Source organism: Terracoccus luteus (assembly GCF_003635045.1).
In the GTDB taxonomy this organism is placed as follows: Bacteria; Actinomycetota; Actinomycetes; order Actinomycetales; family Dermatophilaceae; genus Terracoccus; species Terracoccus luteus.
Map to the genome: position 1 here is coordinate 2,414,774 of NZ_RBXT01000001.1, position 14,855 is coordinate 2,429,628.

Genomic DNA, 14,855 nt, shown 5'->3' on the forward strand with positions numbered 1-14,855 from the left:
GATCACTTGAGGATCTTGGTGACGCGACCGGCGCCGACCGTACGGCCACCCTCACGGATGGCGAACTTGAGGCCGTCCTCCATGGCGATGGGCTGGATCAGCTCGACGACCATGTCGGTGTTGTCACCGGGCATGACCATCTCGGTGCCCTCGGGCAGGTGCACGACACCCGTGACGTCCGTCGTACGGAAGTAGAACTGCGGACGGTAGTTGTCGTAGAACGGCGTGTGACGGCCGCCCTCGTCCTTGCTCAGGATGTAGACCTGCGCCTCGAAGTCCGTGTGCGGGGTGATCGAACCCGGCTTGACGATGACCTGGCCGCGCTCGACGTCCTCGCGCTTCGTGCCACGGAGCAGGAGACCGACGTTCTCACCGGCACGACCCTCGTCGAGCAGCTTGCGGAACATCTCGACACCGGTGACGGTCGTCTTGGCCGGCGGGCCGGTGTGGATGCCGACGATCTCGATCTCCTCGTTGACCTTGAGGACACCGCGCTCGATGCGGCCGGTCACGACGGTGCCACGACCGGTGATCGTGAAGACGTCCTCGACGGGCATGAGGAACGGCTTGTCGATGTCGCGCTCGGGCTCCGGGATGGCCGTGTCGACGGCGTCCATGAGGTCGAGGACCGACTGGCCCCACTCGGCGTCGCCCTCGAGGGCCTTGAGCGCCGAGACCTTGACGACGGGGAGGTCGTCACCGGGGAACTCGTACTGCGAGAGGAGCTCACGGACCTCCATCTCGACGAGCTCGAGGATCTCCTCGTCGTCGACCATGTCGGCCTTGTTGAGCGCCACGACGATGTAGGGGACGCCGACCTGGCGGGCCAGGAGGACGTGCTCCTTCGTCTGCGGCATGGGACCGTCGGTGGCGGCAACCACGAGGATCGCGCCGTCCATCTGGGCCGCACCGGTGATCATGTTCTTCACGTAGTCGGCGTGGCCGGGGCAGTCGACGTGCGCGTAGTGACGACCCTCGGTCTGGTACTCGATGTGAGCGATCGAGATCGTGATGCCGCGCTGGCGCTCCTCGGGGGCCTTGTCGATGTCCTCGAACGCGAACTGGGGGTTCAGGTCGGGGTACTTGTCGTGCAGAACCTTGGAAATCGCAGCCGTCAGCGTCGTCTTGCCGTGGTCGATGTGACCGATGGTGCCGATGTTGACGTGCGGCTTGGTCCGCTCGAACTTTGCCTTCGCCACTGTGGGTCCTCCTCAGGACTTATGTGTGTGGTGCCGTACGACCAGGGCAGGACGTGGCGGCTGTGGGTGGATTCCGATGGAAGAGACTACGGGATGTCCCGCAGTCACTCGCCCCGGGTCTTCTTGATGATCTCCTCGGCGACCGCCTTGGGGACCTCTGCGTAGGAGTCGAACTCCATCGAGTAGTTGGCGCGTCCCTGGGTCTTGGACCGCAAGTCGCCGACGTACCCGAACATCTCCGACAGCGGGACGAGGCCCTTGACGACCTTGGCGCCGCTGATGTCCTCCATGGCCTGGATCTGGCCACGGCGGGAGTTGATGTCACCGATGACGTCGCCCATGTAGTCCTCGGGCGTACGGACCTCGACGGCCATCATCGGCTCGAGCAGCACGGGGTCGGCCTTGCGGATGGCCTCCTTGAGGACCATCGAGCCGGCGATCTTGAACGCCATCTCCGAGGAGTCGACGTCGTGGTAGCCACCGTCGACGAGCGTGGCCTTGATGCCCACGAGGGGGTAGCCGGCCAGCACGCCGTACTGCATGGCGTCCTGGATGCCGGCGTCGACCGACGGGATGTACTCGCGCGGCACGCGGCCACCGGTGACGGCGTTGACGAACTCGTACATCGAGCCGTCCTCGGTCTCACCCAGCGGCTCGAAGCTGACCTGGACCTTGGCGAACTGGCCCGAGCCACCGGTCTGCTTCTTGTGGGTGTAGTCGTACTTGAGGACGGGACGACGGATCGTCTCGCGGTAGGCCACCTGCGGCTTGCCGACGTTGGCCTCGACCTTGAACTCGCGCTTCATGCGGTCGACGAGGATGTCGAGGTGCAGCTCGCCCATGCCGGCGATGATCGTCTGGCCGGTGTCCTCGTCGTGGTGCACCTGGAAGGTGGGGTCCTCGGCCGAGAGCTTCTGGATGGCCGTGCCCAGCTTCTCCTGGTCGCCCTTCGTCTTGGGCTCGATGGCGACCTGGATGACGGGGTCGGGGAAGGTCATCGACTCGAGCACGATCTGCTCGTTGACGTCCGACAGCGTGTCGCCCGTCGTCGTGTCCTTGAGGCCGATGGCCGCGTAGATGTGGCCGGCCATGGCGTCCTCGACCGGGTTCTCCTTGTTGGCGTGCATCTGGAAGAGCTTCCCGATGCGCTCCTTGCGACCCTTCGTCGAGTTCACGACGCTCGTGCCCGAGCTGATGTGGCCCGAGTACACGCGGATGAAGGTCAGCGTGCCGAAGAACGGGTGCGTCGCGACCTTGAAGGCGAGGGCCGAGAACGGCTCGTCCTTGCTCGGCTTGCGCGTCAGCTCGACCTCCTCGTTGCCCGGCTTGTGGCCGATCATCGGGGGGACGTCGAGCGGGCTCGGCAGGTAGTCGACGACGGCGTCGAGCATCGGCTGCACGCCGCGGTTCTTGAAGGCGGAGCCACAGAACACCGGGTAGAGGTCGGAGTTGACCGTGAGCTTGCGGATACCCGCCTTGAGCTCGTCGGTCGTGAGCTCCTCGCCACCGAGGTACTTCTCCATGAGCTCGTCGTCGGCCTCGGCGACGCGCTCGACGAGGGCCGTGCGGTACTCCTCGGCCTTGGCCAGCATGTCGGCGGGGATCTCGGCGATCTCGTACTTGGCACCCATGGTCACGTCGCCCTTGGCGTCGCCGGGCCACACGAGGGCACGCATGTAGAGCAGGTCGATGACGCCGAGGAAGTCGTTCTCGGCACCGATCGGCAGCTGCATGACGAGCGGCTCCGCACCGAGGCGGTCCTTGATCGTCTGCACCGTGAAGTAGAAGTCCGCGCCGAGCTTGTCCATCTTGTTGACGAAGCAGATGCGCGGCACGTCGTACTTGTCGGCCTGGCGCCACACCGTCTCGGACTGCGGCTCGACACCCTCCTTGCCGTCGAACACCGCGACGGCACCGTCGAGGACGCGCAGCGAGCGCTCCACCTCGACCGTGAAGTCGACGTGCCCGGGGGTGTCGATGATGTTGATCTGGGTGCCCTCCCAGAAGGAGGTCACGGCGGCAGACGTGATCGTGATGCCGCGCTCCTTCTCCTGCTCCATCCAGTCGGTCGTCGACGCACCGTCGTGGGTCTCACCGATCTTGTGGTTGACACCGGTGTAGAAGAGGATGCGCTCCGTCACCGTGGTCTTGCCAGCGTCGATGTGCGCCATGATGCCGATGTTGCGGACCTTCTTGAGGTCCGTCAGGACGTCGAGTGCCACTTGAGGTTTCTCGTCTCAGTCGTCGTGGAGTGTTCTGGGTCCCGGGCGGATGCCGGTGAGCGGGCTCACCGGCATCCGTCCCGGACCGCCGGGGTCACCAGCGGTAGTGCGCGAAGGCCTTGTTCGACTCGGCCATCTTGTGGGTGTCCTCACGGCGCTTGACCGCGGCACCGAGGCCGTTGCTCGCGTCGAGGATCTCGTTCATGAGGCGCTCGGTCATCGTCTTCTCGCGACGCTGCCGCGAGTAGCCGACGAGCCAGCGCAGCGCGAGGGTCGTCGAGCGGTTCGGCTTGACCTCGATCGGCACCTGGTAGGTCGCGCCACCGACGCGGCGGCTCTTGACCTCCATGGCCGGCTTGACGTTGTCGAGCGCACGCTTCAGCGAGGCGACGGGGTCGGTGCCGGTCTTCGCGCGGACGCCCTCGAGGGCGCCGTAGACGATGGTCTCGGCGATCGACTTCTTGCCGTCGAGCAGGATCTTGTTGACGAGCTGCGTGACCAGCGGGCTGCTGTAGACCGGGTCGACGACGAGCGCGCGCTTCGGAGCGGGTCCCTTACGAGGCATATCAGCGCTTCTCCTTCTTGGCGCCGTACAGGCTGCGGGCCTGCTTGCGGTTCTTCACGCCCTGCGTGTCGAGCGTGCCGCGGACGATCTTGTAGCGGACACCCGGGAGGTCCTTCACACGACCGCCACGCACGAGCACGATCGAGTGCTCCTGCAGGTTGTGGCCGACGCCGGGGATGTAGGCCGTGACCTCCATGCCGCTGGACAGGCGCACGCGGGCGACCTTGCGCAGCGCCGAGTTCGGCTTCTTGGGGGTGGTGGTGTACACGCGGGTGCACACGCCGCGGCGCTGGGGCGAACCCTTGAGCGCCGGGGTCTTGGCCTTCGTGGCCTTGTCCTGGCGGCCCTTGCGGACCAGCTGGTTGATGGTAGGCAACCTGACTCCGTATGTGTTGCGGTCGGTCGGTCGTCCGGATGGACGGCTCCTTGGCTGTTCGGCGCGACCCCCGAGGTCGGGTGTGTCGCGGCCGGTGCTCTCCCCTGCACTCCCACGTCCGTGAGGACGGGACGCCCGGCGAGAGGTGTGCCCCGGCTGCGGTGATGTCGTCTGCCGCGAGGCGGTCGGACAGGGCACCGTGGTGGCCGTGGGCGCATGACTGAGGGCGTGCCTCAGACACAGTGTTCAAGCGTACCGGCGGGCCTGTCGGCCACCAAATCGGTCATGGGCCGCCACCGGGGTCGCGATCGGCCCGGACCACGCCTTCACCGCCGTCACCCCCTGCACAACGCACGAGGATGCCGTTCCATGCCCGTCGGGCGGCAAAGGGCGGCAACGGGCGGTGGTGCGGCTCAGCCGAGGCGCCAGTCGCCCGCGTACATGTGCAGGACGGGCAGGCCGAGCTTCTCGCGGGCCTTGGAGGCCCAGTCGGTGTGGAAGGTGTCCTCGACGGCGTGCGGCTCGGTGACGACGACGACCTCGCGGGCGCCGAGGCGGCCGACCTCCTCGAGCAGGGTCGGCATCGGGTCGTCCGCGGTGATCTCACCGGTGGCGGCGACGTCGTGCGACGCGAACTCGGCGAGGGTCGTGGCGAGCGCCTGCTCGGCGTCGGCGTGCGCCTCCTGCCGGTCGACGGGGCGCAGGCTGTCGAGGGCCTCGCGCATCTCGAAGAGGCTGAGGTGGTCGAGGAAGCTCGAGAGCACGTGTCGGTCGGTGTCGGCCGGGACGAGGACGCGGTAGGTCGCCTCCTCCTGCTGGTGCAGGGAGACGATGCGCTCGACGTCGACGGGCTTGAGGGCCTCCTCCGTCAGCACGATGACCGTGGGGGCGGCGGACGCGGGCTCGCTCATGCGCTCACCCTAGTCGTGCCGCCGCCCACCACCGGGACCGGTGGTGGGCGACGGGTGGGACGGCGCCGTGCGCTGTGAGGGGGTCAGCGCGTCAGCGCAGGGCCTCCTGCATCTGACGGGCGGTGACCGGGGTGGCGGCGCCGTTGTAGACGGCGTTCGTCACGACGGTCCACGCGGCCCGCGGCCAGGTGCGGAAGGTGATGTGGCCGCCGGCGATCGTCGCCTGGCCCTTGCCGACCGTGAAGGTGGCGATGTTCGCCGCTCCCCCGATGGCCTCGCTGCCGCGGGCGTAGCCGCTGACGAGCAGGTCGTCCTGGTCGGGGTAGCGCGAGGCCACCTGCGCGTCGCCGGTGACGGTGAACGCCGGGTCGTTGTTGAACCACACCGGCCACGACGACGGCATCCCCCACGCGGCCGGCACCTTCGTGTCGAACGTCTGCGCGAGCAGGGCGCCGGGCGCCGTGAAGGTGTTGCGGTCGGTCGGCGTGACGTTGGTGACCGGCAGCGACATCGCCGAGGCGGCCGTCAGCGACGAGCTGCCGAGCGCGACGAGGTTGCCGCCGCCCTCGACGAACGCCTTGAGCTTCGCCGGGCCGTCGGGCACACCACGGGCCCAGTGGAACTCCTCCGGGTAGCGCGCCGGGTCCAGGCCCGTCGTGATCGACGTCGCCGAGATGCCGGGGGCGAGCACGACGGTGTCGAACTGGCCGGCGAGGTCGGCGTAGTCGTCGGCCTCGATGACCTGCACGTCGACGCCGTACTGCTCCATCATCCAGCGCAGCCAGCCGCCGGGCATGTTGTTCGCGCCGCGCACGAGGCCGACGCGGGTCGTCGCCTCGAGCTTGATGCCGCGCACCTGCGGGGCGGCGGCGAGACCGTAGACCGGCAGCCCGGTCTCGGCGCTCGCGGCCTGCAGCGCCGCACGGGCGCCGTCGGCGCTCGCGGGCACGAGCAGCGCGCCGGGCGGCAGGGTACGGCCGAGCACGGGGACCCGCGCCGACGCGCGGTACATCGGCACACCGGCATCCTCGAGCCTCGTGATGACCTTGCCGAGGCCGTACGACGTCGGGCTGACGACGTAGGCGGCGGCCGCCTGCGCCTCGGTCGGGAAGACGGGGGCGGCGGGCGTGATCTGCGTGACCGCGGTGGTGGGGGCGGTGAACTCGTCCTCCACCGACGCGACCGAGACGCCCATGAGCAGACCGAGGTTGTCGGTGGTCTCGCTGTACGGGAGGATCAGCGGGCACGTGCTGCACTTGCGCGCGTTGTCCGGGTAGACGTCGACGCGCAGCAGCTGGTCGACCCAGCGGCCGAGCGGCTGGTTGGTGCGCAGGACGTAGCTGCCCTTGGGGTAGCGCACTCCATCGGCGGTGAACGCCGCGGTCGAGGCCTCGATGCGCACCTTGCCCGTCTCGAAGATCTTCATCATGTCGTAGAGGGCGTAGGGGTCACGCTGGTTGGCCGAGACGACGTAGGCGTACGGGCCGCCCTCGTAGCTCTCGCTGTTCGCGTTGACCTGGTAGGCGTTGCGGTACAGCCACTCCTGCGGGTTGCCGGCCACGGTCTCGAGGCCCGAGTACGCGGCGGTCTTGGCGTACTCGACGGTCTGCGCGGGCGTCCAGGTGTTGCTGTCGTAGGCGAGCGGGGCACGCAGCGTCGCCTTGGCCGGCGGCAGGATGCTGTCGGCCGTGTAGTTCAGCCAGAGGTTCGGGCCGAGGCTGGCGATCTCCGTGAGCCACGTCGTCGTGCCCTGGAAGGTGCTGTAGCCCATGACGTCGGCGTTCCACATGATGCCGTAGGCGTCGTCGGTGGCAGCGCCCTTCTTGCCGCCCGCGATGAGGTCGCGGTTGGCCTCCTGGCCGATGGCGTTGGCCGAGCTGACGGTGAGCGGGTCGAGCACCGGGCTCATCGGCTCGTCCCACGGGGGCGACCAGATGCGGGGGCTGGTCGTGCCGGCGCCGTGCATGTAGTGCTGCACGACGGGGCGGTACTTCTGCTCGAGGCCGAGGCGGATCTTCGACTCCGCCTGGGTGAACATGAACCAGTCGCGGTTGTTGTCGTGCCCGACGTACTTCTGGTAAAGGTCGGGGTAGATGCGCGCGAAGTCGGTGCCCGTCGTCGCGTTGAAGTAGTTGTTGATCTTGTTCGTGCCGTCGGGGTTCTGCGAGGGCACGACGAGCACGATCATCGAGCCGAGCACCTTCTCGGTGTAGTCCGAGCGCTCGGTGGCGAAGCGGTGCACGACGTCGACGACGGCCTGGGTGTTCATCACCTCGGTCGAGTGGATGCCGGCCTCCATGTAGTAGACCGGCACGCTCTGCTTCGCGAGGTCGCGGGCGTAGTCGTCGCGCGACATGCCGGCGGCCGCCGCCTCCTGCGTCATGCGGGCGGGGTCGGCGAGGCGGGCGTTGATGTCGAGGATCTGCGGCAGCCGCGCGAGGTTGGCCTCGCTGCCGAGCCGCACGACGGGGAACTCCTCGCCCTCCGTCGTCGTGCCGACGACCTCGTAGTCGACCTCGGGGGAGGCCGTGGCGAGGTCGCTGAGGTAGGCCTTGATGCGGTCGAACTCGGCCAGCTTGCCCTCGGTGCCCATGGCGAAGCCGAAGAACTCGGCGGGCGTGGGCACGTCGACCTTGGGCGCGTCGGTGGCCGCGACGAAGGCGCTGCCGGATGCCGTGGTGTTCCCGCCGCTCTGGCCGGGGGCGCCCCCGGTGCCGAGGGTGAGCGCGGCGGTGACCGCGACGGCCGAGGCGATGGTGAGCGTGCGGCGGGCGAGCGAGCGGCGTGAGGTGCGGGGGGCGCTCGGGGTGCTGCTGGGTGGTGGTTCGGGGGTGGGCACGGGGGTCCTTCCGTTCGGCGAAACGGCGACTGCGCCGGCCGGTCGGCCGGAGAAGGCTCACCCTCGCGAGGGGGTCGGGGGGCGGCAACCCGAAGTGGTGCGGTGGCCGCGATGCGAGACGGATTGCGGCACAGCCGGGTTCGCGGGGGCCATTCGTCTCGCCGGATGCCGGGTGGCCGGTTAGCGTCGAGGTGGGCCCGACGACGACGAGGGCCTTGGGACGGGTGCGAGGGGGTGGCGCGTCGTGTCGCGCATCGACGCCGTGGACCGGCAGATCCTGACCGAGCTCGTGGGCGACGCGCGCGTGTCGATGCGCGACCTCGCGGCGCGGGTGCACGTGTCGCGGGCCAACGCCTACGCCCGGGTGCGGCGACTGATCGACGACGGCGTCATCGAGCGCTTCACGGCGCAGGTCGCGCCCGAGGAGGTCGGGCTCGGCACGACGGCGTACGTGTCGATGCGCATCCAGCAGAACTCGTGGCAGGCCGTGGCCGACCACCTGTCGGGGGTCCCGGGTGTCGAACACATCGCGCTCTGCTCGGGCGACTTCGACGTCGTGGCGCTGGTGCGCACCCGCGACACGAGCCACCTGCGCGACCTCGTGCTCGAGGACATCCGCGCGGTGCCGGGCGTCGTGACGACGCGGACGGTCGTCGTGCTCGACGAGGTGCGGCCGGTGTTCGGTGTGGGTGGGGCGGCCACTGCTATGGCTAACGGAGCGGAGCCCGCGCCCGGCTCGTGACGGTGATCGTCACTCCCCCGCCGATGCCCTCGAGCGCCCAGCCCGTCATCGGCAGCTCGGCCCGGCCGGTGAGGGTGACGACGGCGGTCTCCCCGTCGGGAGTGGTCCAACCTCGACCGAGCCTTCGGCGAGGCAGGGCTCACGTTCTCCCGCACCGAGGCAGTCCGCGTGGCGCGTGCCGACAACGAGGTCGGACAGTCCTCGGCCTATCGTGCCGTCGCCGAACTCGTCTCGCGCCGAGTCCTTCGGCACGTCAAGACCGTGCCCTCGGACCCCAGCGACCGGCTCCGCATCGACCGGGACCGCGCCGAGGCCCAGGGTCTGCCCTTGTGGTACTCCCCAACCCTGCCGATCCCGACCGCCAAGCCGGACGCCTCCCGCCCGTTCTGAGCGACCCCGTATCAGGCTGACGTTCGGACGCGCCCCCTCTCCGTCCCCTCCACGACCACTTGAGAATGGGCGTCCCCTTTGGGCGTTCCGAGCCGCCTTGCCCGAGCCGAATCCCTCTGGGGCACAGGGCCTCTCTCTCATTCTCACCGGTCTGTTTCCCAAGGTGGAGAGCCTGAGAATCCGCCCGCTCCCTCAACGCCTCATAGCCCCCACAACGCGCCCAGCCCGCACCGGGCGCACCCAACAAGAAAGGCACCACCCCACCATGTCCTACTTCCACACCCCCGTCGAAGTCCTCCGAGTCAACGCTGACATGGCCGCGGCCCTAGACGCCGTCAATGCCGCTAACGTCGCACGGTTCGCCGCAAGCGAGCGCCAGAGCGAACTGCTTCACGCTGCCTACGACCTCGCCAACGAGCGCGGAACAGACCTTAAGACGCTCGCCGGAACGGGCGCCCTCGTCGACCTCCGAGCCGCAGAGAGGGCCTACACCTCAGCCGACGCCGCCGTCGACCGCGCCGAGCGGTCCGCCGACGAGGTCTTCGCCCGAGACGACGTCCGCCAGAGCCTCGTCCGCGCCGCATCCCGCTACTACCTCGACGCTCAGAGCCGCGCCGAGACCGGCCTCGACATCGCTCTCGCAGCCCTTACCGAGCGCCAGAGCGTCGAAGCAATGGCGCGCGTCGGGCTTGGTTCCCACCCCTACTTCGGGAACCGGCTGAACCCCATGGGCCTTGGCTCGGTCGTCGACGCCTTCACGACCTACGTCCGGATCGTCCCCGTCGACGCCGTCCGCGCCACCGCGGAAGGGAAGTGATCGACGATGTCGTCCGCATCCGACGCCGAAGTCCGCGCCGCCATCGTCGCAGTCCTCGGCCCCGAGACCGGCCGATTGCCCCTCCCCTTGAGCCAGTACACGTGGACGGAGCGCGTCGTCGCCGAGGTCGAGCGCAGCTCGCCCGTCACCCGCAGGACCATCGCCGTCGAGGACGACCCGACAGTCCTAACCCGTCACAGCGAGCAACTCAACGGAATCGCCGAGGTTGTGGACCGCGTAACCAGCGTGCACGGCCTGCCGAGGACGTGGTCCGACTTCCTCACTGAGGTCGAGGCCGAGCTCGCCCATGCCAAGCCCGCGTCTGACGACGCCGCGGCACCCGCGCCCGCACGTTCGACGCCGAAGCCGTGGCCCGCGAAGCCATGGGCACCTGACCCATCCTCCGAAGGGCTCGCCCGCAGGCTCCCGCGGCCGGACGAGCCCGCGCGGCATCAGCGCCCCGTAACTCCGCCTTCTCCTCGTTCACTCCCCGCGCCGCGTCTCCGTCGACGCGGGCGCCGAACCCCTACACAAAGGAACCCAACTCATGTCCCGCACGTATCGCCGACGCTCCAACTACGACGATCCCTTCGCTCCGCGGTATGCGCCCTACTCAGACCGCGCCTTCCTCCGACGCCGTTACGCTCACGTCGCCGACGCAACCCTGATGCGAAGCCGCTACGCGCACACAATGGCACCCCACAACACCGAAACCACCCGGCAATCGAAGGCCATTTGAGCGACTCCCCCGAGCAGGGCCGACTACTCAGGGGTCTTCTTCTGTCGCTTGGTCTTTGGCCCGGCAATACCATCAAGGACCCTTGATGCCAACGGATGCTTAAGGATTGCCAGCAGGCCAAGGACATCAAGAAGATTCGAAGCCAGCGCGTACAACTCGGGGTCAGTCAAGTAGATCTGCGCAGATCCAAGCACCATCATCACCGCCACCCAGATTTGCAGGGCCAGGCGCTGCCGATTTACCTCAGCGGGATCGGTCTTGAAGAAAGCAGCGCCCTCGGTCTGCTCAGGGGTGATGGGATTCCTTGCGAGCTCGACGAGCCCGCGCACAAGCGATGCTGGAGCAACTCGGGGGTAGGCCCCGGAGAGAGCAAGCGCCGCATTGGCGATGTCTGCGTAGAGGTCAGCCGCGCCTCGCGCAATGGCCCGCTCGTCGAGCCCCGCGGCGAAGCGAGGGGTCGCGCCACTGAACATGTCGCGCTGCCAGTCCGGCACCAGCGGCTTCTGGAACAACTGTCGCTGCCAGTCCGGCACCAGCGGCTTCTGGAACAACTGTCGCTGCCAGTCCGGCACCAGCGGCTTCTGGAACAACTGTCGCTGCCAGTCCGGCACCAGCGGCTTCTGGAACAACTGACGCTGCCAGTCCGGCACCAGCGGCTTCTGGAACAACTGACGCTGCCAGTCCGGCACCAGCGGCTTCTGGAACAACTGACGCTGCCAGTCCGGCACCAGCGGCTTCTGGAACAACTGACGCTGCCAGTCCGGCACCAGCGGCTTCTGGAACAACTGACGCTGCCAGTCCGGCACCAGCGGCTTCTGGAACAACTGACGCTGCCAGTCCGGCACCAGCGGCTTCTGGAACAACTGACGCTGCCAGTCCGGCACCAGCGGCTTCTGGAACAACTGACGCTGCCAGTCCGGCACCAGCGGCTTCTGGAACAACTGACGCTGCCAGTCCGGCACCAGCGGCTTCTGGAACAACTGACGCTGCCAGTCCGGCACCAGCGGCTTCTGGAACAACTGACGCTGCCAGTCCGGCACCAGCCGGATCTGAAACAACTCGCGTTGCCAGTCCTTGCTCGTCACACCCAAGGCCTGCCGCGGCCAGTCCTTGGGGGCGCCGCGTCCTGAGCCGCTGTGTTCCGTAGTCATCTCGTCCGCCCATTCCGACGTTCTCTCTGTTCAAGATCATGCACGACATCGATAGGAGGGTGACCCAACCCGCACATCGTGTCGGCCGGTAACGCCGCAGCCTCCCCCTTCGCCAGGACCGCGTCGAGCAACCCCTCCCGTACCCCCTCCCCCAGGGGCTCCCTCCCTATCGGTCCGCTCAGCAAGACGGGGTGCCTGCTAGCAGGCCTCCTGATTTCCCAACCCTTCAACGCAAAGAATCGAGCTTTCATGAGTACAAATGCGAACCGCGACGACCCTTTCCAGCCTCCCCACGTCGCCGACTCCCTATCGACAGCGCAAGACACAGAAACTGATCCGCTATCCGCGTGGAGCCTTCCCGAGCATTGGGGTGACGAGGCCCGAGATTCGTTCGCCGAGGTATTGGCCCACATGCCTAACATCGAAGGTCCGGACCTCAATGCCGCGCTCCAAGCCACGGAGATGGTGGACACCGCTACGCGACTAGACCGCGTGGCACGCACCGCCCACTACATGACCAAAGGCTCTGCCGGACAAGACGTCCTCCACCCGGCGGCGGCAGAGGCTCGCCTCAACCGCACTGCGGCCTCGGCTATCTTCGCGCGGCTCAACGGCGTCGCCCACGGCGCCCTCACTGCCAGCGATCGAGTACGCATGGCGGCACGTGTCCGGTGGAGCGGCGGCCACCGATGACGAGACGTCCGCCATCGAATCCAAGTGCCCAGAGTGTTGGCGCCGCCTCAATTGACGTCCCCGGCCCCGATCTTCCCCCGATCGCCCTACCCGCTCGGGGCGATTGGAATCTGTCGAACGTCTACGCCCTGGCAAGTGCCTACGCTGACGAGCTGGTGTCCAGTGCTGTTGACAGGGAAGACTATTGGAGCCCGACAACCAGGAAATGGCTCAGGCTCCAGGCCCTGGCCATATACGCCCTAATCCGCCACCTGGACGGCAGCACGTCCCGGTTGCAGCAGCAAGACCTACGTGGGCGCGCATTCGGCGACTAACTCAACCTCTGGCTGAACCGTACGCCGTAGGGCTTCAGCCTTGCGATCGAGTCGCTTACTCATGGCCGACAAAAAGGCGATGTAGCGGTTGACGTCAGACACAGTGGGCCGCCGCGACAAGTCGCCGTGCGAAATGTCGTTACGGCACTTGACTACGTCGGTCAGGCTGAGTCTGATGTTGACGGGCAGCGTCTCACCGTCGGCATCAGGAACGTCAATGTCACCATCACACACATTGCCTTTGCTACCCATGAGGACGAACAGTCGGTCAATGGTCAGGCCATATGCATTCGTGACCTCGCGGGACAGCGTTGCCGACTTCAGAGTCCCTGGAGGAGGCTTGGCAGAATCGTTCCATAGCGCCATTAGCGGCGTTAGCTTGCGCAGAAGCGTCGCCCGTTGCGCCGCATCATTGCTTTCCACAATTTCATTCAAGCGCGGGATTGTGTGGAGCTCTCGTAGGCCATTGGGGATTTGGCGAGATTCCAAAGTCCCTGAATCAAGTAGGTCTACGAAGTCCTCAGCAATTGCCTTGAGGAAGCTTTCGAAATGGCTGACGAGCAGCACAACGCTCGCCCGATAGACAGCATTGTTTTGCTCGACAGTTGGCAAATCCTCCTCGACATGCTCAGAGGTGAGCCCAAGAAGCAGTCGGACTTCGGACACGCCGAGCTCGAATTGATCGATCGTACTCATTTCAGAAGCCGAATCAAGATTTGGCGCTAGGTGAATCGGGTAGGCCGAGACCCTCTGGCAGGTTGACCCGTACGCCGCTTGAGCGGAGGCGATCCGCGACAACCCCAACCCGGTAGAGCATCCGTTGGCGATCCGCCGTGGCTCTCCCGATGGCTGTTCGGAATTCCTCCTCGCCCACGATGTCCTGCACCAAGCCTCGCAGCTCAGCCTTCTTGGCCTCATCGATCCCGTCGAGCTCGGCAAAGGCGAAGGGCACCATGAAGGCGTCGAACATCGCCTTATTGACCACGTTCTTTGAGCCTGGGACTCGGAAGGGGGCGCTCCCAAGGACATCATGAACGGTTCTACACGTGTGCTCGAAGAGCGTCTCTAGTCTGCCTTCAGGAGTCAGACTTCGGTTGGTTCGCATATACGTGTTGAGAAACTGGCGCAGAGGGGGCTTATATGCCTGAAGCCCCTCCGTCAGTGAGAAGAACCTGAGAATAAGCTCTTCGAAGTCCATTCGCCTATTGCTCGAGGTGCCAAGAAGGTCAATGAAGTATCCCTTGGTTGCAAGAACCTTGAGCGCGTCATTGAACGAGCCGCGATATACGGAGTTCCTAAGCTCTTGCGCCGTCAGCGTCGCGGCGCCCGTATTGAGGCGCTCGAAGACGTCAAACTTGATGTCGGGATTGCTGTCTTCGGTGATCACGATACAGCGAATGGTTCGATTCTCCAGACGCCGCTGGTCGCGTGGAGCAAGCTCCGAAAACTTCTTCCCGTCGAGTTCTGAGAGCACCGAAAGGCCACTCAGCGCGAAGTGGCCTTCCAGGTAGTTCTTGATCGTGGTGAGGCGCTGCAATCCGTCGATGACTTCATAACTGCCATTTTCATCTTCGGCGAAGTAGCAAACAGGAATCGGCACGTTGAGCAAAAGGGACTCAATCAGCCGACTGGCCTTCCCAGAGTCCCAAACATACTTGCGTTGATATTCGATACTGAGCTTGATTCGACCGTTCTGAATATCCGTGCTGATACTCTTCACGCCCAAGTCATAGGGCTGCGTCACCAGTTTGCGCTCATCCGCAGAAAGATCTAGCGCCTCGGCCTGTTCTTTCGACGGCTCATAGTCTTCCGCCTCGTCATCTTCCGCCTCCACATCCACGTAGGCTTCGGATGTCACGTTCGGGTCCTCAGACAAGATGTCTCCCTGTTCGTATGA

The 14,855-nt window shown here is 66.4% G+C and carries 12 protein-coding genes; 3 read left to right on the forward strand and 9 right to left on the reverse strand.

Annotated elements, in window-relative coordinates; all coding sequences use genetic code 11:
• Nucleotides 1-2: 2 nt before the first annotated feature.
• From tuf to DFJ68_RS11000, 6 genes are all read right to left on the reverse strand, one after another.
• Nucleotides 3-1,199, reverse strand: a complete 1,197-nt coding sequence (gene tuf / locus DFJ68_RS10975; protein WP_121033161.1) for an elongation factor Tu — start codon at nucleotides 1,197-1,199, stop codon at nucleotides 3-5.
• 104 nt (nucleotides 1,200-1,303) lie between these two features.
• Entirely contained in the window at nucleotides 1,304-3,421 is a 2,118-nt protein-coding gene (gene fusA / locus DFJ68_RS10980; RefSeq protein WP_121033163.1) for an elongation factor G, read from the reverse strand.
• Nucleotides 3,422-3,515: 94 nt separating this feature from the next.
• The gene (gene rpsG / locus DFJ68_RS10985) at nucleotides 3,516-3,986 is read right to left on the reverse strand and encodes a 30S ribosomal protein S7 (protein WP_121033165.1); all 471 of its coding nucleotides are present in this window, start codon (nucleotides 3,984-3,986) and stop codon (nucleotides 3,516-3,518) included.
• Between the two features lies 1 nt (nucleotide 3,987).
• Nucleotides 3,988-4,362, reverse strand: a complete 375-nt coding sequence (gene rpsL / locus DFJ68_RS10990) for a 30S ribosomal protein S12 (protein WP_121033167.1) — start codon at nucleotides 4,360-4,362, stop codon at nucleotides 3,988-3,990.
• 413 nt (nucleotides 4,363-4,775) lie between these two features.
• Nucleotides 4,776-5,273, reverse strand: a complete 498-nt coding sequence (locus DFJ68_RS10995; protein WP_121033169.1) for a hypothetical protein — start codon at nucleotides 5,271-5,273, stop codon at nucleotides 4,776-4,778.
• Nucleotides 5,274-5,364: 91 nt separating this feature from the next.
• Nucleotides 5,365-8,112, reverse strand: coding sequence for a M14 family zinc carboxypeptidase (locus DFJ68_RS11000; protein WP_121033171.1), 2,748 nt, complete (start codon nucleotides 8,110-8,112; stop codon nucleotides 5,365-5,367).
• Between the two features lie 244 nt (nucleotides 8,113-8,356).
• On the opposite strand from DFJ68_RS11000, the gene DFJ68_RS11005 reads away from it, so the two are divergent.
• The 3 genes from DFJ68_RS11005 to DFJ68_RS11015 all read left to right on the forward strand — a co-directional run bounded on the left by DFJ68_RS11005 (nucleotide 8,357) and on the right by DFJ68_RS11015 (nucleotide 10,061).
• Nucleotides 8,357-8,854: an Lrp/AsnC family transcriptional regulator gene (locus tag DFJ68_RS11005; RefSeq protein WP_211333341.1), complete on the forward strand. Its 498-nt coding sequence runs from the start codon at nucleotides 8,357-8,359 to the stop codon at nucleotides 8,852-8,854.
• A gap of 168 nt (nucleotides 8,855-9,022) precedes the next feature.
• Nucleotides 9,023-9,244 carry a hypothetical protein gene (locus DFJ68_RS11010; protein ID WP_121033173.1) on the forward strand — a complete coding sequence of 74 codons (222 nt, stop codon included), beginning with the start codon at nucleotides 9,023-9,025 and terminating at the stop codon, nucleotides 9,242-9,244.
• Nucleotides 9,245-9,509: 265 nt separating this feature from the next.
• Nucleotides 9,510-10,061 carry a hypothetical protein gene (locus DFJ68_RS11015; RefSeq protein ID WP_147431565.1) on the forward strand — a complete coding sequence of 184 codons (552 nt, stop codon included), beginning with the start codon at nucleotides 9,510-9,512 and terminating at the stop codon, nucleotides 10,059-10,061.
• A 762-nt stretch (nucleotides 10,062-10,823) separates the two neighbouring features.
• On the opposite strand, the gene DFJ68_RS11020 is transcribed toward DFJ68_RS11015, so the two are convergent.
• The 3 genes from DFJ68_RS11020 to DFJ68_RS11025 form a co-directional block, all read right to left on the reverse strand.
• Nucleotides 10,824-11,885, reverse strand: a complete 1,062-nt coding sequence (locus DFJ68_RS11020) for a hypothetical protein (RefSeq protein ID WP_147431566.1) — start codon at nucleotides 11,883-11,885, stop codon at nucleotides 10,824-10,826.
• A 1,046-nt stretch (nucleotides 11,886-12,931) separates the two neighbouring features.
• Nucleotides 12,932-13,654, reverse strand: a complete 723-nt coding sequence (locus DFJ68_RS18110; RefSeq protein WP_147431567.1) for a HEPN domain-containing protein — start codon at nucleotides 13,652-13,654, stop codon at nucleotides 12,932-12,934.
• Between the two features lie 13 nt (nucleotides 13,655-13,667).
• Nucleotides 13,668-14,816, reverse strand: a complete 1,149-nt coding sequence (locus DFJ68_RS11025) for a DUF262 domain-containing protein (protein ID WP_170165746.1) — start codon at nucleotides 14,814-14,816, stop codon at nucleotides 13,668-13,670.
• Between the last annotated feature and the right edge of the window lie 39 nt (nucleotides 14,817-14,855).

Bases quoted from the DNA above. Each gene is read 5' to 3' on its own strand.
- DFJ68_RS18110 (WP_147431567.1), bottom strand. From the start codon at position 13,654: ATGAGTACGATCGATCAATTCGAGCTCGGCGTGTCCGAAGTCCGACTG.
- rpsG (WP_121033165.1), bottom strand. From the start codon at position 3,986: ATGCCTCGTAAGGGACCCGCTCCGAAGCGCGCGCTCGTCGTCGACCCG.
- DFJ68_RS11015 (WP_147431565.1), top strand. From the start codon at position 9,510: ATGTCCTACTTCCACACCCCCGTCGAAGTCCTCCGAGTCAACGCTGAC.
- DFJ68_RS10995 (WP_121033169.1), bottom strand. From the start codon at position 5,273: ATGAGCGAGCCCGCGTCCGCCGCCCCCACGGTCATCGTGCTGACGGAG.